At 73.6% G+C, this 21897-nt stretch carries 7 protein-coding genes; all 7 read right to left on the reverse strand.

The features are described 5' to 3' along the window. Positions 1-146 precede the first annotated feature (146 nt). A complete protein-coding gene (locus ACZ63I_RS05485; protein ID WP_469335639.1) occupies positions 147-1598 on the reverse strand; it encodes an argininosuccinate lyase in 1452 nt (483 codons plus the stop codon). Beyond that, the gene (locus ACZ63I_RS05490; protein WP_469335641.1) at positions 1595-2665 is read right to left on the reverse strand and encodes a pyridoxal-phosphate dependent enzyme; all 1071 of its coding nucleotides are present in this window, start codon (positions 2663-2665) and stop codon (positions 1595-1597) included. The genes ACZ63I_RS05485 and ACZ63I_RS05490 overlap by 4 nt, the downstream gene beginning before the upstream one ends. Beyond that, a complete protein-coding gene (locus ACZ63I_RS05495; RefSeq protein ID WP_469335642.1) occupies positions 2662-10653 on the reverse strand; it encodes an amino acid adenylation domain-containing protein in 7992 nt (2663 codons plus the stop codon). Before ACZ63I_RS05495 ends, ACZ63I_RS05490 begins: the two co-directional genes overlap by 4 nt. A 134-nt stretch (positions 10654-10787) precedes the next feature. After that, entirely contained in the window at positions 10788-10991 is a 204-nt protein-coding gene (locus ACZ63I_RS05500; RefSeq protein ID WP_469335644.1) for an MbtH family protein, read from the reverse strand. Between the two features lie 22 nt (positions 10992-11013). Then, entirely contained in the window at positions 11014-17355 is a 6342-nt protein-coding gene (locus ACZ63I_RS05505) for an amino acid adenylation domain-containing protein (protein ID WP_469335646.1), read from the reverse strand. Further along, the gene (locus ACZ63I_RS05510) at positions 17352-20006 is read right to left on the reverse strand and encodes a condensation domain-containing protein (RefSeq protein WP_469335648.1); all 2655 of its coding nucleotides are present in this window, start codon (positions 20004-20006) and stop codon (positions 17352-17354) included. Before ACZ63I_RS05510 ends, ACZ63I_RS05505 begins: the two co-directional genes overlap by 4 nt. Next, positions 19996-21816, reverse strand: coding sequence for a carbamoyltransferase family protein (locus tag ACZ63I_RS05515; RefSeq protein WP_469335650.1), 1821 nt, complete (start codon positions 21814-21816; stop codon positions 19996-19998). Before ACZ63I_RS05515 ends, ACZ63I_RS05510 begins: the two co-directional genes overlap by 11 nt. Positions 21817-21897 lie beyond the last annotated feature (81 nt).

Here is a 21897-nt window from a genome sequence, read left to right on the forward strand (position 1 = left end):
GACGTCACCACCAGCGGTCCGGGCCGGGCTGTTGGCGACGCGGGCGGTCGCGGCTTCGGCCAAGTCCGCCAAGGCCGGGGCGGGCAGCGGGGTGCCGGGCTTGTATGTGGACGCTCCGGGGGCCGGTGCGGTGAATCGGGCGGGGGTCATCGGGCGTCACCACCGGCGAGGCGGGCCGTTACGGCCTCGGTCAGGGACTGGTCGGCGGCCGCCAGGGCTGCTCGGCGGTGGGCGGCGCGTGTTGTGTGGGTTCGGCAGTCGGTGAGGGCGTCGTCGTACAACTGCGGGAAGTCGCCGGGGCCGCCCGACTTCTGGCGCATGGCCAGGGCGGGGAGGGACAGCTCCGTGTCGGCGAGTTCGGCGGGCAGGTCCTCGCGCGCGAGGCGCGTCTCGCCCCGCTCGACCGCGCGGCGCACTGCGGCGCCGATGTCCCGGTGCGCGGTGCGGAACGGGACGCCGGACCCGACCAGGAGATTGGCCAGGGCTGTCGCCCCGACGAAGCCCTCCTCCGCTCGTCGGAGCATCCGCTCCGGCACCGGACGGGCCCCTACGACCAGGCTCTGCGCGAGTTGTACGGCGTCGGCGACGGCGCGCAGTCCTGGCGCCGCGGCGCCGATCGCCTCGGTGCCTACCTCGATGGAGTTGGTGAACGGGGTGGACCTGGTCATCGCCGCCGCCGCCGTCCAGGCCCCGATCGCCGTGCCGGCCTTGGCCTTGACGTGTTCCAGCAGGAAGGCGTTGCGCTTCTGCGGCATCGCCGAGCTGCCGCCGACCAGCCGGTCGGGGAAGGTGATGAAGCCGAACTCGGCCGTGCTCCATAGCTGGAGGTCGGTGCCGAGGCGGGAGACGGTCAGCGCGGCCCCGGCCGCCGCCGCCAGGGCGCGCAGCGCGGTGTCCCGGCTGGCGACCGCGTCGAGCGCGTGCCGCGCCGGTCCGGCGAAACCGAGGAGTCGGGCGACCTGCCCGGGGTCGATGGGCAGTTCGGAGCCGGCGGCGGCGGCCGCGCCCATCGGGCAGCGGTCCAGACCGGCGGCGGCGTCGCGCAGCGCCGCGATGTCGCGGCCGAGGGCCAGGGCCACGCCCGTCAGGTAGTAGCCGTAGGTGATGGGAAGGGCGGCCTGGTAGTGGGTGTGTACGGGCATCACCACGTCCCGGTGGGTGCGGGCGCGGGCCAGCAGCACCGCCTGCAGGCGGACCAGTTCGGACTCCAGCTCGCCGAGGGTGGTGCGCAGGGCCATGGCCTGCACCGTGGCCTTCAGGTCGTTGCGGGAGCGGCCGGTGTGCAGCCGGCCGCCGGTTTCGGCGCCGAGCGCGTCGATCAGGTGGTTCTCGTAGGCGAGGTAGAGCCCGCGCGGGGCCGGCGCCCCGTGCAGGGCGGTGAAGCCGTCGGCGCGCAGCCGCTCGATCTGCCGCAGCAGAGCCTGGGCGTCCGCGGGGTCGATGAGTTTGCAGTCCGTGAGCATGACCAGGTGGGCGCGGTCGACGGTGCTCGTCAGCAGCAGCTCGCGGCTGATCTCCGCGTGTGTGGGCTGGGCGTAGACGAGGCGCTGGGTGCGCCTGCCGACGGTCGCGGTGAGCCGTCCCTGCGAGGCGCTCATCGCAGGGCCCCCGCGGCGACGGCGCGCTGCGGCCGTATCTGGCCTGTGGCGTCCTCGTAGCTGCGGCGCCCCCACGCGTAGCGGGACCAGGCGGGGGTCGGCAGGGTCGGGTCGGTGGCCTCGGCGGGCGCCTGGGGCAGGCCGTGGACGTCGTGGCCCTGCGCGGCCAGCCAACTGTCGTCGTAGACCGTCTCCTGGTAGCGGTATCCCTCGTCCGGCAGCATCACCACGCACCGGGCGTCGGGGTGGCGGGCGGCCCACCAGCGTCCGACCAGGTAACTGGCGCCGCTGGTCGGGCCCTGGAAGAGGGCGTGTTCCCGGTGCAGCCTGCGGGTGGCGGCGAACGCCTCGGCGGGTGTGCACCAGTGCACCTCGTCGAAGGCGGTGTGGTCCAGGTTGGCGGGCATCAGGCTGTTGCCGAGGCCGCGCAGGGTGCGGCTGCCGTCCTGGTGCCCGAAGAGCACGCTGCGGTGGGTGTCGACGCCGACGGCTGTGACGTCGGGGCGCGCCGAGCGCAAAGCTCCGACGGTGCCGCACATCGATCCGCCGGAGCCGACGGGGCCGATCACGCAGTCGACCGGGCCGACGGTCGCCGCCAGGTGCTCGGCGACGATCGCGTAGGAAGCGGGGTTGTCCGGGTTGGTGTACTGCTCGGGGCAGAAGGTGTCGGGGTTCTCGGCCTGGATCTCGGCGAGCCTGCGCAGCCGGGACTCCTGGTAGCCGCCGACGGGCAGGGGCTGCTCGCACACCTCGACGCGGGTGCCGAGGTCGAGGAGGCGGCGGCGCAGGTTGACGTCCAGCACGGGGTCGCTGACGAGCGTCAGGCGCCGTCCGAGGAGCGCTGCCTGCATGGCGAGGGCCAGGCCGAAGGTGCCGGAGGTGGTCTCCACGATCTCGGTGTCGGGACCGAGGAGGCCGCGCTCGACGGCCTTGAGGAGGATGTGGCGGGCCGGCACGAGCTTCATGAGGGAGAAGGACGCGCCGTAGAGGTTGTCACCCAGGCGGATCATCCGCGGCAGCAGTTGGGCCTGCGTGATCTCTTGGTAAGCGGCATCGACGGTGGTCATGCGGGCCCCTTGTCTCGTGGATCGTGGGCGTCTTGCCGGGATTCGGCAGCTTGGCTGGATGCGCGGGACGCGCCCGCGGTGAGTGCATCGACGGCGCGGTCCCACCGCGCGGACAGTGCGTGGATGTCGGACTCGTCGAACAGTCCGGACGGCCAGGCCCAGGTGGTCTCCAGCCTGACGGTGCCCGCGTTCTCGACGGCGAGAGCGGACAGTTCGAGTCCGTGCAGGACCGGCATGGCCGGGTCGACGCCGCTGCCGATCACGGAGTCGGGGGCCGGGGTCCAGTCCCGGGCCGCCGATGTGGTGAAGCGTCCGAGGTAGTTCAGGCCGATCTGTGCGGCGGGCAGGCGGCGCAGGCGCGGCGCCGTCTCGGGGTTGAGGTGGCGCAGCAGGCCGAAGCCGAGTCCGTCCTCCGGGGTGCCCTCGTGCTCGCCGTGGGCCTGGCGCAGTGCGGCGTCCGGGTCCCGGTCGGGCATCAGGCGCAGCGGGTGGAAGCTCGTGAACCAGCCGACGGTGCGTGAGAGGTCGAGGCCGTCGTGGAACTCCTGGCGGCCGTGGCCCTCGATCTCGACCACCAACGGGCCGGTGGGCCGCCCGGTGGCGTGCTGCCAGCCGGCGACCGCATTACCGAGGGCGGCCAGCAGGATCGTGTCGATCGCGGTGCCGAGGGCGGCGGGAGCGGGTCCGAGAAGGGCGCGGGTGGTGTCCTCGGACAGTACGGAGGTGTGGTGGCGGACGGTGCCGAAGGTGTCGCGCGCGGGGTCGACCGGCCGGTGGCCGAGCGGCGGCCCCGGGTCGGCCAGGACCCGCTCCCACCAGGGCAGTTCGGCGATCCGTGCGGCGGTGCGGGACTCGGCCCGCAGGGCCTTGGCCCACGCGCGGTAGGAGGTGCCGACGGCGGCCATGGCAGGTGGCCGGCCGGCCGCCGCGGCCTGCCAGGCCCGCTCCAGGTCGGCGCCGAGGATGCGCCAGGAGACGCCGTCCACGGCCAGGTGGTGCACCACCAGGAGGAGTTGGCCGGGGCTGCCGGGTCCCGCGTCGAACCAGGTGGCTGTCGCCATCCGGCCGGCGGCGGAGTCGAGGCGCCCGGCCGCGCGGTCGTGCTCGCGGGCGTGGGCCTCGCGCAGCGCGGCTCCCCGCAGCCCTCGGGAGTCGAAGCGGACAAGGTCGGTGAGGGCGTCGGTGGAGTCCTTGGGGAGGATGTCGACGGCGGGACCCTGACCGGTGTCCGCGTCCCGGACGAGCCGGAGGCGCAGGGCGTCGTGGTGGTGGACCAGGGTGCGTACGGCCGTGCGCAGTGTCTCCTCCGTGGCGGCGGGCGGGGTACGGAGCAGGACCGACTGGCAGAACGGCTCGGCGCCGCGGAGGTTCTCCAGGTAGGAGGCGATGATCGGGGTGTGCGGGGCGCGCCCGGACGGTGGGTCGGCCGGGCGGGTCGCGCCGGTGGCGTGGCCGGCGTCCGGCAGGCCGGCCAGGCGGGCGAGGGCGGCGGGGGTCTTGTGGCGGTACACGTCCTTGGGGCGCAGGGCGATCCCGAGCTTGCGGGCGCGGCTGATGAGTTGGATGGACAGGATGCTGTCGCCGCCGAGGCGGAAGAAGTCGTCGTCGGCGCCGACGCGCGGCAGGCTCAGGATGTCGGCGAACAGGTCGCAGACCTGCCGTTCCCGCTCGTTGGCCGGTTCTCGTCGGCCGGTGGCGGCGGTGAAGTCCGGTTCCGGCAGTGCGGCACGGTCCACCTTGCCGTTGCCGGTCAGCGGCAGGGCGTCGAGGACCATGACCGCGCTCGGCAGCAGGTGGGCGGGGAGCGATTGGGCGAGCTGGTCGAGGACGGCGGCGCCGTCGAGCGCTGTGCCCGCCGCGGCCGGGACGACATAGCCGAGCAGCCGTTTGTCGCCGGACGGCCCGGTGCGGGCAACGGCCGCCGCCTGGGCGACGTCCGGACGGCGTGCCAGGGCCGCCTCGACCTCGCCGAGTTCGACGCGGTGGCCGCGTATCTTGACCTGCGCGTCGCTGCGCCCCAGGTAGCGGAGCTGCCCGTCGGCCTGGCGGCGGCCCCGGTCGCCCGTGCGGTACATCCGGGAGCCCGGCGCGCCGAACGGGTCGGGGACGAAGCGCTCCGCGGTCTGTGCGGGCCTGCCGAGATAGCCCCTCGCCAGCCCCTCCCCCGACAGCCAGAGGTCTCCCGCGGTGCCGGGCGGTACGGGGTTGAGCGCGGCGTCGAGGAGGTGGGCGCGGATGTTGCCGATCGGTGTTCCGATGACCGGTTCGGCGGCGGCGCTGACGGGGGCGGTGAGTGCGTAGACGGTGCACTCGGTGGGGCCGTACAGGTTGATGGACGTGACCTGCGGCTGTGCGCTCAGCCGCTTCCACAGGGCGGGCGGCAGCTCCTCGCCTGCGATCAGCAGGTGGTCGACCGCGCCGCCTGCGGAGAGCAGGCCGGCGCGCAGGAGCTGGGTGAGGTAGGTGGGGGTGAGGCTGAGGACCGAGATGCCGTGTTTGTGGAGGTAGGCCACCAGCAGGTCGGCGCTGAAGCGGGTGTCGGCGTCGATCAGGTGCAGTTCGTGGCCCGCGAGCATCCAGAACAGCCCGTCCAGGGAGACGTCGAACGACCACGAGGTGGTGTGGGCGACGCGCCTGCGCCGTTCGCCGGCCTGCCCCATGGCCGGGCAGATCCGCTCGCGCATCGCCCAGTGCAGGTTGGTGAGCGCGCCGTGCTCGACGACGACGCCCTTGGGCCTGCCGGTCGACCCGGAGGTGTAGATGACGTACGCGGGGTGCGCGGGCAGCAGCGGGGAACGGCGTTCGGCGTCCGTCAGGTCCTCTGGCGCCTGCGTGGTCAGTTCGGCGACGGTGTCCGGAGCGTCCAGCACGAGGTGCCGGGCGTCCGTTGCCGGGACGCGGTCGGCCACGGCGCTCTCGGTCAGCACCAGCGTCGCCTGCGAGTTCTCGCACAGGTAGGCGATGCGCTCGGCGGGGTACTCCGGGTCGACGGGGACGTACGCCCCGCCCGCCTTCAGCACCGCCAGCAGCGCCACCACCATCAGTTCGGAGCGCGGGAGCACCAGCGCCACGCGGTGCTCGGGTCCGATCCCGCGGGCCGCGAGGAGCCGCGCCACGCGGTTCGCCCGTGCGTTCAGCTCGCCGAAGGACAGCCGGTGGCCGTGGCACACCAGCGCCGTCGCGGCGGGCTCCTTGGCCGCCTGGTCCTCGAACACACCGGTCACGGACCCGGGCGGCACCGCGAGCGCCGTGTTGTTCCACCCCGACACCAGCATCGTCCGCTCCGCCGGTGACATCACGTCGAGCCGGGAGAGCGGCGCGTCCTGATCCTTCGCCACGTGTGCGAGCAGCCGGGCGAACCGCTCAGCCAGCGCCTCGGCCGACTCCCGGTCGAACAAGTCTTCGGCGTACTCGATCACTCCGCGCAGGCCGGAGGGGAGGCCTCGGTCATGGCTCTCGGCGATGCCGACGTTCAGGTCGTACTTGGCGGTGCCGCCGCCGGCCTCGACGGGACGTAGCGTCAGCCCGGGGAGGTCCAGGGCCGCGTCGGCTGTCTGCTCCAACTGGATGCCTACCTGGAACAGCGGGTTGCGGCCCGCTTCCCGTACCGGGTTGACCGCTTCCACCACCCGCTCGAACGGCACGTCCTGGTGGGCGTAGGCGGAGAGGTCGGCCTCCCGTCCCCGTCCGAGCAGTGCCCGGAACGTGGGGTCACCGCTCAGGTCCGCGCGGAACACGAGCGTGTTGATGAAGCAGCCGACCAGCTCGTCGAGCGCCTCGTCGTGCCGGCCTGCCACCGGCGTGCCGATGGGAATGTCCTCCCCGGCACCCAGCCGCTGCAGCAGCGCGGCAAGCGCGGTGCGCAGGACGACGAACAGCGTGACGCCGCTGCGCCGCGCCAGGTCGGCGAGGTGTTCGTGCAGCGCGGCGTCCAGTTCGAAGACGACGCGCCCGGCACGATAGGTGGGTACGGACGGCCGTGGCCGGTCGGTCGGCAGGACCGTCTCCTCGGGCAGGCCCCGCAGCGCCTCCCGCCAGTGGTCCACCTGCCGTACGAGCGGGCTGTCCGGGTCCCCGGGGTCGCCCAGCACCTCTCGCTGCCACAGCGTGTAGTCGGCGTACTGCACGGGCAGCGGCTGCCAGTCCGGTGCCCGACCGCGGACCCGGGCCGCGTAGGCGGTGGAGAGGTCCCGCCCCAGCGGCGCCATGGACCAGCCGTCGGCCGCGATGTGGTGGAGCAGCAGGACCAGGACGTGGTTCCGCTGGCCGGTCCTGATCAGGCAGGCGCGGACCGGCAGCTCGGTGGCCAGGTCGAAGGTGTGGGTGGCGGCCCGGTCCAGGTGGGCGGGAAGGTCCTCGGCGGCGCAGTGCTCGTACGCGACGGGCAGCAGGTCGCCGATCTCCTCCGCACCCAGCACCTGTTGCCTGGGCACACCGTCCGCGGTCGGGTGCAGGGTGCGCAGTGCCTCGTGCCGCCCGACGAGATCGGCCAGCGCCGCGGTGAGCGCGTCCGGGTCGAGGTGGCCGGTCAGGGCGAGCACGACGGGGACGGTGTACGTGCCGGGACGGTCCTCCATCTGCGACAGGAACCACAGGCCCTGCTGGGCGTGGGACAGCGGGATACGCCCCGGCCGGTCCGCGGGGCGCAGCCGGGCCCGGGGCGTGGTCGTGCCCGCGGCGATCAGTTGGGCGAGACCGGCCGCTGTGGGGGTGCGGAACACATCGCTCACCGAGACGTCGGCACCGAGTGCCTCGCGGATCCGGTTGGCCAGGCGCACGGCGGCGAGGGAGTGGCCGCCGACGCGGAAGAAGTCGTCGTCGGGGCCGACCCGCTCCATGCCCAGGATGTCGGCGAAGAGGCGGCACAGGCCGCGTTCCCGCTCGTCGGCCGGCTCGCGTCCGCCGGCTGCCGGGGCCTCGGGGGCCGGCAGTGCGCGGCGGTCGACCTTGCCGTTCGCGGTGAGCGGCAGGGCGTCGACAATGGCCAGGGCCGAGGGGACCGCGTAGGCGGGCAGCCGCTCTGCGGCGAACTCGCGCACCGCGTCGGTCAGTTCGGTGACCTCGTGGCCGCTCGGGGCCTGCCCTTTCAGCACGAGGTGGGCGACGAGCCTGCGCCCGCCGCCTGAGGCGTCGCGCGGCGCGGTCACGACGGCTTGTGCGACCGAGGGGTGAGCGGTGAGCGCGGCCTCGACCTCGCCGGGCTCGATCCGGAAACCGCGGATCTTCACCTGTCCGTCCGCGCGCCCGACGAAGGACAGGAGCCCGTCCCGGGTCCCGCGCACCAGGTCGCCGGTGCGGTACATGCGTTCACCTGGCGGACCGAACGGGCACGGCACGAAGCGTCCCGCAGTGAGCGCGGACTGGGCCACATAACCCAGCGCCAGTCCGGATCCGGCGATGTACAGCTCACCCACCACACCGGGCGGGGCCGGCTCAAGGCGGCTGTCGAGGACGTACAGGCGGTTGCCCGCCATCGGGCGGCCGAGGGGAACCGGGCCGGCCGCCTCGTCCGGCTCGCGGATCTCGTGCCGGGCGGCGAAGGTCGTGGTCTCGGTGGGGCCGTACCCGTTGTGGACGACCAGGCCGGGGCACGCGGCCAGGGCGCGGCGCACGGCGTTCGGGGGCACCACGTCGCCTCCGGTCCACACGTCCCGCACCCCGCGCAGGCAGTCGGGGCTGTCCTCGGTGACCAGGTCGAAGAGCGCCGACGTCAGCCAGAGGCCGGTCACTCCCCGCTCGGTGACGGACCGCCGCAGACTCCTCGCGTCGACGGTGCCCGCCGGATGGACCACCACGGTGCCGCCGTTGAGCAGGGGCACCCAGAGTTCGTAGGTCGAGGCGTCGAAGGAGTGCGGGGAGTGCAGCAGCACGCGTCGGTGGGCGCCGCCCTGCCAGCACGGGTCCGCCGCGAGCGCTGCCACGTCGCGGTGCCGGACCGCCACGCCCTTGGGGCGCCCGGTGGTGCCGGAGGTGTACATCACGTACGCGGCCAGGTCGGGGTGGCCGGAGTCCGGGGCCTCGACGAAGGGGGAGCCGCCGGTGCGCGTCTCGCTGTCAGGACCGGTGTCGCTACCGGCACCGGTGTCACCGCGCGTACCGGTGTCGGCCCACGCGCCGTCCGGCGCGACGGCCAGCACGTGCAGACGGGCCGGCAGCCGGGACCCGTCGCCGCACCGGGCGGCGTCCGCGACGGCGGTGCGGGCACCCGTCTCGCGGGCCATCAACTCGACGCGCTCGCCCGGGTGGTCGGGGTGGAGCGGTACGTAGTGCGCGCCGGCCTTGAGGATGCCGAGCAGCGCGACCACGAGCGCCACGGAGCGCTCCATGTCGACGACCACGGCGTCCCCGGCAGCCACCCCGAGGCCGGCCAGCCCGGCGGCCAGCCGTTCGGACCGGTTGTCGAGGTCGGCGTAGGTGAGAGCGCCGGTGTCGCCGACGACCGCCACGGCCGAGGGAGTGGCCGCGACCCGTGCCGCGAACAGCGCGGGCACGCTCGTGGCGGAGGCGGCGGCGATCGAGGCGCTGTCGGGGTCCTCGCCGCGCTCCAGCTCCGCACGCCGCTCGGCGGGCGAGAGCAGGGACACGCTGCCGATCGGCAGCTCGGGGTCGGCCGCGAGTCGCTCCACGACGCGGACCAGCCACCGGGAGATCAGCGCGGCCGTCTCGTGGTCGAACAGGTCGGCGGCGTACTCCACCACGCCGTGTATCCCGGCGGGCTCGCCGTCGGCCGAGCGGTCCTCGGCGAAGCCGAAGCTGAGGTCGAACTTGGCCTGCTGGAGCCCCACCTGATGCGGCTCGGCGTGCAGACCGGCCCAGGAGACGTGGTCCGGTCCTTCGGCGCCGGCCGCGTCCTGGGCCGAGAGGCTGACCTGGAAGAGCGGGGTGCGCCCGGCCACGCGCGGCGGGTTGACGGCCTCCACGACGCTCTCGAAGGGCACGTCCTGGTGCGCCCAGGCGGCGAGGTCCGCGCGCCCTGTCCGCTTCACCAGGTCCCGGAAGGACGGGTCGCCAGAGCAATCCGTGCGCAGCACCACGGTGTTGACGAAACAGCCGATCAGGTCGTCCACGTCCGCGTCGGTGCGCCCGGCGACCACGGAGCCGATCGGGATGTCCGTGCCCGCGCCCAACTGCGAGAGCAGCGTGGCGAGACCCGCCTGGAACGCGGAGAACACACTGGTACGGCAGGTGCGGGCGAGCGCGGCGAGCCGCCGGTGCGCGATCGCGCCGATACGGAAGGGAACCACGCCGGAGCCGCGGCCCGGCACGGCCGGCCTGGGCCGGTCGGCGGGCAGCGCGATCTCCTCGGGCAGGCCGCTCAGGGACGCCTTCCAGTGGGCGAGTTGGACGCTGAAGGCGCTGTCCGGGTCGTCCTCGGCGCCGAGGACGGAGCGCTGGCGCAGCGTGTAGTCGCCGTACTGGAGGGGCAGCGGGTGCCAGCCGGCGGACTCGCCGGCCCTGCGGGCGGCGTAGGCGGTCGCCAGGTCGTGGGCCAGCCGTCCCAGCGACCAGCCGTCCGCTGCGATGTGATGCAGGACCAGGAGCAGTACGTGGTCGTGCGGGCCGCGGCGGAACAGGCGGGCGCGCAGCGGCAGTTCGGTGGCAAGGTCGAACACGTGACTCGCGGCCAGGTCGACGGCCGCGTCCGTGTCCTTGCCCGCGTCGACCACCGCGAAGTCGAGGAGCCCCGCGGCCTCGTGCTCGTCCAGCACGCGCTGGTACGGCAGGCCCGCACGTTCCTCGAACACGGTGCGCAGTGCCTCGTGGCGGGCGAGGACGTCACGGAGCGCCGCCTCCAGCGCGGCCGGGTCGGCCGGGCCGGTGAGCCGGGTCGCCCAGGGCAGGTTGTAGGTCGCGCCGACGCCCTCCACCTGGGACAGGAACCACAGGCGGCGCTGGGCGTACGACACCGGCAGCGGAGCCGGCCGTGCGCCGGACGGACGGGTGGTGTCGTTCGGTTGGTACACGAGTGAAGCGGTGTCGCGTGGCACGGGTCGTCCTCCACACATCCGGACGGCGGCTTCGGCCGTCACCTCTCTGGCTGGTGGTTCCTGATCAGGTCAGGGGCCGGACCAGTTCATGGACTTCGCGGACACGAGCTGGGGCCTGTCGTTCGGATCAGGCCCTAGTGGTCCATCGCCTCGCGCAGGCTGCGGGGGCGCATGTCCGTCCAGGTGCGCTCGATCCATTCCAGGCAGTCCGGCTTGGGGCCCTGCCGGCCGGCCTCCCGCCATCCGGCGGGGCTCTCGCGGTCGGCGGGCCAGATCGAGTACTGCTCCTCGTCGTTGAGCACGACCTTGTAGTCCAGGCCGAGTGCGTCGTCGAACATGTCGGTCTCCTCGTTGGTCAGGTCAGGTTCCGGCGATGCCGGCCAATTCGGCTACGGTGGGGTGGAGTTGCACGTCGACCGGTTTCAGCGCGAGTCCGATCTCCCGCTGGGCGCGGAAGGCGATCTGGACGGCTCGGATGGAGTCGCCGCCGAGGTCGAAGAAGTCGTCGTCGAGGCCCACCAGTTCCACTTTCAGGACCTCGGCCCAGATCCGGGCGAGCGTGCGTTCCGTGTCGGTGCGGGGCGGCCGGTGGCCGGCGTCCGCGGCGGCTGGTGCGGTGTCCTGGCCCGCGTCGGCGAGGCGCGGAAGCGCCGCACGGTCGATCTTGCCGCTGGGGGTCATCGGCAGGGCGTCCAGCGGTACGAACGCCGTCGGCACCATGTACGCCGGGAGCTGTGAACTCAGCCGGGCGCGCAGGTCCGCCGGGTCAGGAACGGGAGCGTCCCGCTCCGGCACCACGAACCCGACCAGGCGCCGCTCGGTGCCTTCCCCGACGGCCGCGACCGCGCAGGCGCCGACCCCGGGATGCTCGGTCAGCCGGGCCTCAACCTCGCCCGGTTCGATGCGCTGGCCGTGCACCTTGACCTGCTGATCGGCGCGGCCGAGGTAGTCGAGGACGCCGTCGGGACGGCGCCGGGCCAGGTCGCCGGTACGGTACAGCCGCGCCCCGGGCCGCTCGCCGAACGGGTCGGGTACGAAGCGGTCCGCGGTCAGCCCGGGACGCCGCAGGTATCCGCGTGCCACCCCGGCCCCGCCGACGCAGAGTTCACCGCGCTCGCCGTCGGGCACGGGCAGGCCCCGCGCGTCGAGTACGTACGCGGTGGTGCCCGGGACGGCGCGGCCGATGGGCGCCTCCTCCGCTCGGTCGCAGAGGTGGCTGGTGGCGTAGACGGTGTCCTCGGTGGGGCCGTAGGCGTTGACCACCTCGGCCGTGGGGCTCCAGCGGGCGGCGAGGGCCGGCGGCAGCGCCTCACCCGCCACCACGACCCGCCGTACCTGGGGCAGTTCGGCGGGGTCGAGTCCCGCGAGGACGCTGGGCGGCAGGGACAGCACGGTGGGGCTCAGTGCCCGCATCGACTCGCGCAGTCCTTCGCCGACCCGCTGCGCCCCGCCGGGTGAGACCAGCAGGGTCGCGCCGGTGGTGAGGGCGGCCACCATGTCGCCGACGGAGACGTCGAAGCCGAAGGAGGCGAACTGCCACAGCCGGTCCTCGGGACACAGGTCCATCACCTGGCGCACGACGTCCACCAGGTTGTCCAGCGAGCGGTGTTCGACCTGCACGCCCTTGGGTGTGCCGGTGGAGCCCGAGGTGTAGATCACATATGCCAGATCATCCGGCCCAGGACCCTCCACCACCGGCCGTGCCGCAGACACATCACACTCCGGCGCCTGACCCGGCACGGGTGGCTCCCCCAGCTCCACCACCTCCCACTCCCCCACCGGCAGCTCCGGAAAGACACCGGCCTCGCCCAACACCACACGCACACCGGCATCCTTCAACATGAACGCCACACGGTCCCGCGGGTAGGCCGGATCAATCGGCACATAGGCAGCCCCGCAACGCCACACCCCCAGCACCGCCGCGACCATCCCCACACCACGCCCCAAACACAACCCCACCCGATCACCACGCCCCACCCCAAGACCCCGCAACCGCCCAGCGACCACCTCCGCCCACGCGTCCAGACCCGCGTACGACAACGAACTACCCCCACCGTCGACCACCGCCAACGCCCCACCCCGCAAAGCCACCTGACCCGCGAACAACTCGGCGACCAGGTCCTGGCGGACGGTGTCCCGCTCGGCGCCGACGAGGGTCGCCAGCTCGCGCAGGTGCCGCTCGGCGACGCTGTCGGCCTGCTCGGCCGGGAGGTATTCGGTGTCGTGGTCCATGCAGAGCTGGACGCCGCCCACCAGCGGGTTCTTGAAGATCGTGAGGGTCAGCGGCACGTCGGCCGGCTCCTCGCGCCTGGCGGCCGTCAGGTCGCCGAGGTCGGCGAGCAGCCTGGCCCCTTCGGCGCCGAGGGTCTCGCGTGCCACGTGGAAGTTGTTGTAGACGAAGTTCGTCGCGAACAGCTCGTGCCGCCCGGCGATCTGGTGGATGCGCGCCAGCGGCGTCCTGCGGTGCGGCAGGATGCGGCGCTCGGCCTCGAAGACCCGCTCGACCAGCTCCGTACCGGATTCGGCGTCCACCCGGGTGCGCAGCGGGACGGTGTTGAGGAACAGGCCGCGCACGTCCGTGCCGCCCGTCTCCTCCAGCCGTCCGTTGAGTGTGATGCCGCAGCACACGTCCTGGCGGCCGGTCAGTCCGGCCAGCACCCGCAGGTGTGCGGCGAGGTAGACGGTCTTCTCCGGGACGCCGAGACGTCGGGCGAAGGCCTCGACCTGGCTTGCCAGTCGCACCGGGACATGGGTGTCCCTGCGCCCTGTTCCGGCGGCGGGCCGTGGCGGTGCGGGCAGGGTGAGCGGGTCGTAACCGGCGAGTGTCTCCGCCCAGAACCGGGCGGCGCCCGCGGAATCGACGGCCCTGCGCTCGGCCGCCACGAAGTCGCGGAAGACCGAGGCGGGCGGCGGCTCCTCGGCGGGTGCGCGCCCCTCAAGCAGGCCGAGGTAGTGCGCGAGGATCTCGGAGAGCGTCGACCAGAGGCTCCAGCCGTCGAGAATGGCGTGGTGCTCCACAACGGTCCAGTGGAACGCGCTGTCGTCGCAGACGTGGACGGCGAAGCGCAGCAGCGGCGGCGCCAGGTGGTCGAAGGGCTGCCGGCGCTCGGCCGCGACCGCCCGGTCGATCTGCTCCTCCTGCTGCGTCTTCGGCAGCCCGCGCAGGTCGGTGACGGCGAGGACCGGCTCCGCCTCGCGGAGCACGATTTGCAGCGGTTCGGGCGCTGCGGTCGGGTCGAGGGCGGTGCGCAGCACCGGATGGCGTGCCACGACGGCCCGCAGGGCGCGCCGGAAGCTCTCCTCGTCGAAGCGCAGCGGCACGCGGTAGCCGGCCGCGTTGTGGTACGGCAGGCGCTCGGGGTCGGAGGCCATGTGGTAGACCATGCCGAGCTGAAGGGTCGTCATGGGGTAGGCGTCCACGACGTCGTCGCCGAAGTCGGCGCGCCGTTCGGGGTCGAGGAGTGAGAACGGTGCGGAGCGCTCTCGTACGGCTCCCTCGCCGTCGCGCGTACCGGGTGCCTCGTCCGCACGCCGGGCGAGCGCGCCGACGGTGCGGCACTCGTAGAGGTCGGGGATGGACACGGGCATGCCGCTCTCGCGGGCCGCGCCGCTGATGCGTACGGCGCGGATCGAGTCGCCGCCGAGGTCGAAGAAGTCGTCGTCGACGCCCACCCGGTCCGCGTGCAGGACCTCGGCCCAGATCCGGGCGAGCGTGCGCTCCGTGCCGGTGCGCGGTGGCCGGTAGCCGCTGACGGCCGCCGCCCGCACCGTGCCCGCGAGGGCGGGCAGGGCGCCCCGGTCGGTCTTGCCGCTGGGCGTCGTCGGCAGTGACTCCAGCGGCACGAACAGCGAAGGCACCATGTACGCCGGAAGCCGCGCGGCGAGCCAGGCGCGCAGGTCGTCCGCGCTGGGGTCGGCGCCGCCGCGGTACGGCACGACGAAGCCGGCCAGGCGCCGTTCCGCGCCCTCCCCCACGGCTGCCACCACGCACGCGGCGACCTGCGCGTGCTCGGCGAGCCGGGCCTCCACCTCGCCCGGTTCGATGCGGAAGCCGCGCACCTTCACCTGCTGGTCGGCGCGGCCCAGGTACTCAAGGACGCCGTTCGGCAGCCATCGGCCCAGGTCGCCCGTCCGGTACAGGCGCGCGCCTGGTGACCCGCCGTACGGGTCGGGCACGAACCGGTCCGCGGTGAGGCCGGGGCGGCCCAGGTAGCCGCGTGCCACGCCGGCCCCGCCGACGCAGAGTTCACCGGTGACGCCCGGCGGCGCCGGGTTGCCGAACCGGTCGAGGACGAGGACGCTCCAGCCGGGTATGGCGTGGCCGATCGGGCTGCTGGTCGGCGCCAGCGACTCCTCGGTCAGGGACACGGCCGTCACGTGCACCGTGGTCTCGGTGGTGCCGAACATGTTGACCAGCAGCGGGCTGCCCGCAGGGTGCCGGCGGTGCCAGGCGCGCACGGCGGCGGCGTCGAGTGCCTCCCCGCCGAAGACCACCAGCCGTAGCCGCAGGCCGTCGCGGGGCCTCGCGGCGTCTTCCGCGTCCAGTTGACGGAACGCCGACGGGGTCTGGGAGAGGACGGTGACCTCTTCCCTGACCAGCAGGTCGGCGAAGGCGCCGGGATCGCGGGCGGTGTCGTCGGCCACGACGACCAGGCGTCCGCCGAAGGCGAGGGCCCCCCAGATCTCCCACACGGAGAAGTCGAAGGCGAAGGAGTGGAACAGGGTCCACACGTCGTCGCCGCCCGGGTCGGCCGTGCGGCGGCCGGCCTCGATGAGCGCTGCGAGGTTGCCGTGGCTCACCTCGACGCCCTTGGGTGTGCCGGTGGAGCCCGAGGTGTAGATCACATACGCCGGATCATCCGGCCCGGGACCCTCCACCACCGGCCGTGACGCAGACACATCACCCTCCGGCGCCTGACCCGGCACCGGCGGCTCCCCCAGCTCCACCACCTCCCACTCCCCCACCGGCAGCTCCGGAAAGACACCCGCCTCGCCCAACACCACACGCACACCGGCATCCTTCAACACGAACGCCACACGGTCCCGCGGATACACCGGATCTACCGGCACATACGCAGCCCCGCAGCGCCACACCCCCAGCACCGCAGCGACCATCCCCACACCACGCCCCAAACACAACCCCACCCGATCACCACGCCCCACCCCAAGACCCCGCAACCGCCCAGCGACCACCTCCGCCCACGCATCCAAGCCCGCGTACGACAACGAACCACCCCCACCGTCAACCACCGCCAACGACCCACCCCGCACCGCCACCTGATCCGCGAACAACCGCGGCGCGGTGGCGAGTTCGGCGATCGCCGGAGTCCGGTCGGCGATGCGGTCCCGCTCTGCGGGCGTGAGCAGTTCGGCGAGCCCGACCGGCGTCTCGGGGACAGCGGTGCACGCGTCGAGCAACCGCACCCAGTGCTCGAACAACTGCCGGACGGCCGCGGCGTCGAACAGGTCGGTGCTGTGCTCGGCCTCGACACGCATCCGCGCACCGTCGTCGACGACGTTCCAGGTGAGGTCGTACTTGGCGGTGGGCGTGCTGAGCGGGAGGCGGCGCAGGTCAGCGCCGGGAACGGTGGGGGCGGGGGTGTCCCGTTCGTAGCCGAAGACGATCTGGAAGAGCGGGGAGCGGCTGGGGTCGTGAGCGAGCCGCAGCCGCTCGGCGAGCCGCTCCATCGCGACGTCCTGGTGCTCCATCGCGTCGGCGAAGGCGTCGCGCACGCCGTGGAGTACGGCGGCGAAGCCGTCGGTGGGAGCCACGGCGAGGCGCAGGGGCACGGTACGGACCAGGCAGGACACCAGGCGTTCGGTCGCCGGGTCGTCCCGCCCGGCCAGCGAGGTGCCCAGTACGAGGTCGTCGCGGTCCGTGTAGCGGTGCAGGAGTACGGCGAACCCGGCCAGCAGGGTCATCGCGGGGCTGACCCGGTGCCGGCGGCTGAAGTCGCGTATCCGGTCGGCCAGTTCGCGGGGGACGTGGTGCTCGGCTGTGGCGCCTCGGAACGAACGCACGGCCGGGCGGGGGCTGCCGAGAGACAGCTCGACTCCTTCTGGTGCGTGGTGCAGGACCTGCACCCAGAAGTCGAGGTCCTCCTGTTCGTCCTCGACGGAGGGCACGCGCGCGGCGCCAGCTTCCGTCGGGGCCTCGGGCGCGTCCAGCGGGGTCCCGTCCGGCAGCCGGTCGGCCCCGGCCCGCAAGTACCGCGCGTACCGTTCGGCGAAGTCCTCGACCAGTATGCCGACCGACCAGCCGTCCATCGCCAGGTGGTGGCCGGTGAACTGGACGATGTGGTCGTCCTCCGCCAGGCGCAGCAGCAGGACCCGCAGCGGCGGTTCGCCCGCCGGTTCGAAGGGGACGGCCGACTCCTCGGCCATCACGGCACCGGCCTCGTCCTCGTCGCGCACCTCGCGCAGCGTCAGCGGGATCCGCGCCTGCGGAACGGGGGCACGGAACGGTTCGCCGTCGACGGTGCGGACGGTGGAGCGCAGCTCGCCGTGGAGCCGGGTCAGCTCGCCAAGTGCGTGCCGCAGCGCGGGCAGCGAGAGCCGGCCCGTGATCCGCAGGGCGAACGGCACGTTGTAGAGGGCCGGTTCGCGGTTGACCTGCTGGGCGAGCCAGACGGTGCGCTGCGCGCCTGCCAGCGGGCGCGGTGCCGGCTGCGGCTTCGACGGTTCGAGTCCGGTGAGGGTCATGAGGGGAGTCCTTCGTCTCGTACGGCTCGCCCGGCGGCGGTGCGGCCTTCGCCGGCCTGCATGATGCGGGCGACGCGGACCGCGCGGTCGAGGCTGCTCGCGTTCTCGACGTGGGATTCGATGTGGGCGGCCAGGGCGGCGACGGTGCCTTCACCGATCATCACGCGCAGAGGGATTCTGACCGCGAGCATGTCGCGCAGCCGGGCGAGGACCCGGGTGGCGGAGAGGGAGTAGCCGCCCAGGTCGAAGAAGTTGTCGTGCACGCCGACGGAGTCGCGGCCCAGTTCCTCTGCCCAGACACGTTCCAGCACGGCCAGGAGCGGGGTGAGGTGCGCCTGGTCCTCGGCCTTTGCCTCGTCGGCGGTGGTCGGCGCGGCCTCGACCGGCTCCGTGGGGACGGTCGGCGGGGCGGCCGCCGGGGCGGGGAGGGTGTCGATCCGCCGGTCGGGGTCGTCCGCCACTGCCCGCAGCAGCGCGGCGTAGTCGGCGGCGAGGCGCTCGGCGGCCGGGTGGTCCAGGACGCCGGTGTCGTACTCGACGATCCCGTACAGGTCAGGGCCGTCGTACTGGAGCGTGACCAGCAGGTCGTACTTGGCCGCGCCGGCCCGCACCGGGATTTCGCGCGCCCGCACCTGGGGCAGGTCGAGCTCCACCGGATCGACGCTGAGCAGTTCGAAGACGACCGAATTGAGCGGCGAAGGACCGGGGGTGCCGCGCTCGCGTCGCCCGCGCAGGGCCTCCTGGAGCGGATAGTCCTGGTGTGTGTAGGCGTCCAGGACGGTCGTACGGGCTTGCCGCGCCAGGTCGCGGAATGCGAGTCCGGGGTCGACCTCGGTGCGCAGCAGCACCATGTTGACGAAGGAGCCGACCAGGTCCTCAAGGGCGGGGTGGTCGCGTCCTGCGACCGAGGTGCCGATGGCTATGTCGCGCGCGCCGCCGGCGCGGTGCAAGAGGGCGAGGAAGCCGGTGTAGAGGGTGGTGAACAGGGTGGTGCCGCACTCCTGGGCGAGTGTGTGCAGCGAGGCGACGAGGCCGGCAGGCAGGTCGAAGCGGAGCGTGCCCGCGGTCCGGTCCGTGGCCGCGGTGCGAAGCCGGGCCCCGGGGATCGGGGGGCTGGGTGCGGTGGCGGTCCGCTCGGCCCAGTACGCGGTCAGCTCGGGCATGCGGTCGGCGAGGCGGGTGTCCTGCCAGTGCACCCAGTCGGCGAAGCGGAGGGTGGGCCTGGGCTCGGGTCCGCCGGGGGCGCGGTAGGCGGCGCAGAGGTCGCGGACCACCTGGGCCAGCGACCACTGGTCGCAGACGAGGTGGTGGACCACCAGGACGAGGACGTGCCTGTCGGGGGCGACGGAGGCGAGCGCGGCGCGCAGCGGTGCGGCGGCGAGGTCGAAGGGTGTGCCCGCCGTGCGGGTCACGACGGCGTCCACGGCCGCTTCGAGGGTGTCCGGAGGCGTGCCGGTCAGGTCGTGCACGGTCAGGGGGGCCGGGCCTGGCGGCAGGACCGTTTGGCGGGGGCCGTCGCTGCCGCCGGCGTCGAGGACGGCCGTGCGCAGCGGTTCGTGACGCCGGATCACCTCTTCCAGGGCCCGGCGCAGCGCGTCGGGGTCGACGCGGCCGGTCAGCTCCCACGCGATCGGCACGTGGTAGCGGGAGGTGCCGGGGTCGGCCTGTTCCGCGTACCAGATGCCGCTCTGGCTGGGGGCCAGCGGCAGCGGCGCGTCCTGCGGGGCGGGCGGGATGGGCGCTGCCAGGGGCGCGCGGGCGCCCTGGTCGGCGAAGGCGGCCAGTTCGCCGAGAGTGGGGGCGCGGAAGACGTCCTCGACGGCGATCTCGACGCCGAGCAGGCGGCCGGCGCGCATGGCGGTGCGCGCGGCGAGGAGGGAGTGGCCGCCGAGGGCGAAGAAGTCGGAGGCGGCGTCGATATGGGGCGCGTCGGTGCCGAGGACCTCGGCCCAGACCTCGGCGAGTACGCGTTCGGTCGGGGTGAGTGCGCGGGCGGGTGGCTGGGCCGCTTCGGGGCCGGGGTGGGGCTGCTCCTCCTGCGGGGTTCCGGCGCCGAGGGCGGCGGGGTCGTCGGCCAGGGGGAGGTCCGGGCTGTCCAGCAGCCGCCGCAGCACCCGCCCCACGTCGTCGCAGAACGCGGCCACGCCGGCCGCTTCGTACAGGTCGCGGTCGTACGCGCAGTGGGCCGGGCCCTCGGGGGTGAAGGTGAGCACCAGGTCGCGGTCGGCGAGATCGGGGTCGAGGTCGGACGGTCCGGTGCCGTCCGACTCGGCGAGGACGAGGACGGCGACGCCCGCCTCCTGTCCGGGCGGCGCGGCGGCTGCCAGGCCGGCTTCGACGGCGGCGAGCGCGACGACGGCGGCGAGCGGGTCGGCGGCGTCGACGGTCACGGCGCGCAGACCGGGCCCGGCCTCGGGAGCGGCGACGGCCAGCGGGATACGGGAGGTGCGGGTCCGCCCGCCGAGGACGGCGGCGACCGCGGCGACGGCGACCGCCGCCGGGGACGCGCCGTTCTGCGCTGCGGCCTTCGCGAGCAGGCTCCCGGTGGTGGGGTCGGTGCTCGTCGTCTCCCGCAGGTACTGGGGCACCGGGGGCCGGGGGCGGTCGTACGGGAGGCTCACCCGGGTGCGGCGGGCAAGGTCACCGGGCATCGCGGCGCGCCTCCTTACGGATCACCGTGCGGCCCAGGACCAGGACGTCCAGCTTGGAGCGCAGGAAGGTCCGCAGTGCCTCCTCGGGGGTGGCGATGACGGGCTGGCCCTTGAGGTTGAAGGACGTGTTGAGGACGACGGACGTTCCGGTGCGCCGGCCGAACGCACCGATCAGCTCCCAGAAGCGGCGGTTGTCCTCGGCCCGTACGGTCTGCACGCGGGCGGTGCCGTCCACGTGCGTGACGGCGCCGAGCCCGGCGCGGTGCTCGGCCCGGGTGCTGGTGACGAACAGCATGTGGGCGTAGCGGTGTTCGGAGCCGCGGGCGATGTCGAAGTAGTCGGCCGCGTCCTCGACCCGTACGGCGGGGGCGAAGGGCCGGAAGCTCTCCCGCTCCTTGACCACCGCGTTGATCCGGTCCCGCATGCCTTCCTGCCGGGGGTCGGCGAGGATGCTGCGGTTGCCCAGGGCGCGCGGCCCGAATTCCATCCGGCCCTGGAACCAGGCGACGATCAGGCCCTCCTCCAGCAACTCGGCGACGTGTTCGGCGAGTTCGCGGTCGCCGTCGAGTGCGATGTCCGCAGTGCCGGTGTTTTCGGTGTGTTCGGTGCCGCCGGTGTGTTCGGTGCTGCCGGTGCCGATGTGCCGGACGGTGCACCCCTCGGGCGCGCCGGCGGCCGCGGCCAGCTCCTCGTCGGAGAAGCCGGGTCCCCAGAAGGGCATCCCCATCCGGCCGGCGCGCGCCGAGGCTGTCGCGTCCGCCTGGAGGGCGGCGCCCAGGGCGCTGCCGTCGTCGCTGGCGGCGGGTTGCACGAAGATGTCGTCGAAGAGGCGGCTGCGGGAGACGAGTCCGTTGGCCGAGCAGTTGAGCGCGACACCTCCGGCCAGGCACAGCCGGCGCTCCCCCGTCTGCTCGCGGGCGGCGCGCAGCACGTGCAGCAGGGAGCTCTCGATGGTCGCCTGGAGGGCGGCGGCGATGTCGATGTGCTCGCGGGTGACCTCGGCGCCGGGCTTCCTGGCGGGGCCGAGCCGTTCCGCCAGCTCCCGCAGCACACCGTCGTGGGTCTCCTGCTCCTCGGCGGTGCGGTCCCGGGCCAGCAGCGGGACGGTGTACGTCCCGTCGTCGCGCAGCCGCACCAGCTCGGCGAAGGTGTCGAAGTACCGCTTGGCGTCGCCGAAGGGGGCAAGACCCATCACCTTGTACTCGTCCATGAAGGGGACGAACCCGAGGTGGTGCGTCAGCAGGGCGTACAGGATGCCGATGGAGTGCATGGCGGGGATGGTGGAGACGGGTTCGAGCCGGTCGCCGGCGCCGAGGAAGACGCTGAGGCTCTCGGTCTCCCCCATGCCGTCGCTGACGACGACGAGGGAGCGGTCGAAGCCGCTCGGGTAGAAGGTGCTGGCGGCGTGTGCCAGGTGGTGCGGGACCGGGGTGAAGCGCTCGTCCCAGGAGCGGCCGGGGAGGAACTCCTCGGCCCAGCGCACCTGCGCCTCCTTGGAGTAGACCTCGCGGTAGCGCGCCGCGGAGAGTGCGTGCTCGCCGGGCAGGCCCGACGGGCGGTAGGCGAAGCCGTGCGCCAGCCGGTCGATGTCGTCGAGTTTGAGGCCGGCTTCCGCCAGGCAGTACCGGATCGCGTTGACGGGGAACGCCCCTGTGGTCTTTTCTCCGGTGAATCGCTCCTCAGCCGCTGCCGCGACGGTCTCGCCGTCCACCACGAGGGCGGCAGCCGACTCGTAGCCCTGCGCGAACCGCTGAATTCGCGGGTCCGCGTCGGGAAATGCCCGCCTCTTGAAGTCTGTTCCGTTGTGCATTCCGCTGTAGCCAAGAATTCGCATCTCGTGTCCACTTTCGCGGTCGTCGGCACGTGGTCTACGCTCTACGACCCTAGGCCG

It is taken from the genome of Streptomyces sp. NPDC087906 (assembly GCF_055584925.1).